The 2,311-nt window shown below is 44.7% G+C and carries 2 protein-coding genes; both read right to left on the bottom strand.

Translation table 11 applies throughout. The features are described from left to right. Positions 1-6: 6 nt before the first annotated feature. The gene (locus tag BG32_RS11920) at positions 7-663 is read right to left on the bottom strand and encodes a CoA transferase subunit A (RefSeq protein WP_006492104.1); all 657 of its coding nucleotides are present in this window, start codon (positions 661-663) and stop codon (positions 7-9) included. Positions 664-847: 184 nt separating this feature from the next. Then, entirely contained in the window at positions 848-2,236 is a 1,389-nt protein-coding gene (locus BG32_RS11915; protein ID WP_006492102.1) for an MATE family efflux transporter, read from the bottom strand. Between the last annotated feature and the right edge of the window lie 75 nt (positions 2,237-2,311).

Below are 2,311 nucleotides of genomic sequence, written 5' to 3'. Positions count from 1 at the left end.
GGTCCATCATTGCACTCTACCTCCGACAACAATGTAATGAACGAAAACTCCAGGAATATGAATTTCATCCGGCGACAGGGAACCAATTGGAACGATTTCTTCAACCTCTACAAGCACCGTATCACATGCTAGGACCATCAGAGGGTTGAAATTCCTTGCAGTCAAAGAGAATACCAGATTTCCGAAGTAATCGGCTTTCTTGGCCTTCACCAAAGCAAAATCGGCTCTTAGAGGAAGTTCCATCAGGTAATCTCTGCCATCCACTGTTAAAACCTTTTTTCCATCCTGAACCACAGTCCCGACACCTGTTGGCGTCAGAACGCCTCCTAAGCCTACACCACCGGCTCTAATTCTCTCGGCCAGAGTACCCTGCGGAACAAGCTCTACCTCCAGCTCTCCGTCAATCATCTGACGTTGTGTCTCAGGATTTGTTCCTATATGAGAGACAACAATCTTGGAAGCACACTTGTTGACAATGAGTTTTCCTATCCCCGTTTCTGGAAAGGCAGTATCGTTTGCTACAAGAGTCAAACCAGAGATTTCGTTCTTAACGATCTCATCGATAATTGAGTCTGGAGAACCACAACCTAGAAACCCTCCAATCATCACAGATGAACCTTTTTCAATCAGTGAGACGATCTTTTTCATTCCCACGACTTTCAAAGAAATACCTCCTTCGGAGTATTAGTAAGTCTTTCGAATTATGCCTGATAAAGGCATATGATTATCTTACCAAAAGCTCCAATTAGGAACAAAGATATCGCCACTTCTGATAAAAAGAACCTTTGAGATTGTAAGCCCGTGCATATAGATTTTTTACGAATAACTTTCTTTTGTACAAGAGATCTCAGCCGGAACGCGCCTGTATTGAATCGGCCGTGCTTTCCCATTTCCCAGAGTAGAACCTGATAAACTTCAGTGTTGTCCTGAAGGCCATATCGGCCATCATTCCTATCCAAGCACCAAATAGACCGAGACCGAAATATCTTACAAGCACGTAGCCAATAGGAAGTCTCAAGAACCACATTGCCACAAGCGAGGTCTTCATTGGAAAAGAAGTGTCACCCATGCCTCTCAAAGCCCCGGTGACCACGTAATCGGTCCCCATCACTACCTGAAAGAGCCCGATAATTCTCACTGGCAGTCGTCCCTCTTCTATGAGCGACGGCTCATTTGTGAAAAGAGAGATGAAAAGGTCCGGAAGCAACGTAATGGTTAATCCAATCGCAGAGGAGATTGCGAGGGCAATGAACCAACCCTGTCTAACTACACCAATCGACATTCTTCTTTGCCTGCCACCATTGTAGATTCCGACTAAGGCGGTTATAGCAACTCCCATACCCCAAGCAGGCATGAAGGAGAGAGATTCTACCTGAATACCGATTCTGTGGGCAGCATACGCCTGTGGACCGGAAATAAAGAGGATATTTGCGAAGACAAGAACTCCAAGAGAGAATCCAAAGTTTTCGATGGAAGCTGGAAGACCTAGAACAAAGATCTCTTTGAAAAGCCACTTAGAGAATCTCCGGGGCTTCCTTGACATCGAAATTCTTCGATTTCGAAACAGCAAAACAATAATTATCACTGAACCTACGACTCTCGACAAGACTGTTGCAAGTGCGGCCCCAAAGGCACCCATCTCGGGGAACCCAAACTTTCCAAAGATCATTGAGTAATCAAGAAAGACATTCAGTACATTTGCAACAGCGGCTACTATCAGCGGCGATTTCGTGTCTCCCGCTCCTCTCAAAGCCGCACCAAGAACAATCATTATGCTCATTGCAGGGAAACCTGCCATGATGATTTGGAGATATTTGCTTCCGTTCATCTGCATCAACGAGTCGCTAGAAGGAAAGAGAACTGACAACAAGCTATCAGAGAAAAAAGACCCAAAAGAAAGAATCAAACCAGCAGCAATGCTAAGATAGATCGCATGCCATGCAATCAAATCTACTCTTCTGTGATTGTTTGCACCATAACTGTTAGAAAGCAACACCATCGAACCTGTTGAAATCGCTACTAGGACTGCCTGAAATATGAAGACAACCTGATTTGCGGTACCGACAGCGGTCATAATTCTCCAGTCATAATGGCCGAGGAAAGCGGTATCTGAAATTCCAAGCAGCATCTGGAGTACGTTTTCTGCCATAGCAGGAATGGCCATCACAAGAAGGGAACCTCGAATCTCCTTTGCTTCTTCATCGTTTAGATAAGACTTGAATAGGCTGTAAGACATCAACGCCTCCACAGTAAGGAATCCGTACTATATAGTCTACCATGCAGTTCAATAGTTTAAAAGACCTGGCGAACA

It is taken from the genome of Mesotoga sp. HF07.pep.5.2.highcov (genome assembly GCF_003666285.1).
In the GTDB taxonomy this organism is placed as follows: domain Bacteria; phylum Thermotogota; class Thermotogae; order Petrotogales; family Kosmotogaceae; genus Mesotoga; species Mesotoga prima.
The sequence above is the reverse complement of the archived record's forward strand: the minus strand, read 5'-3'. Positions and strand labels throughout refer to the sequence as shown.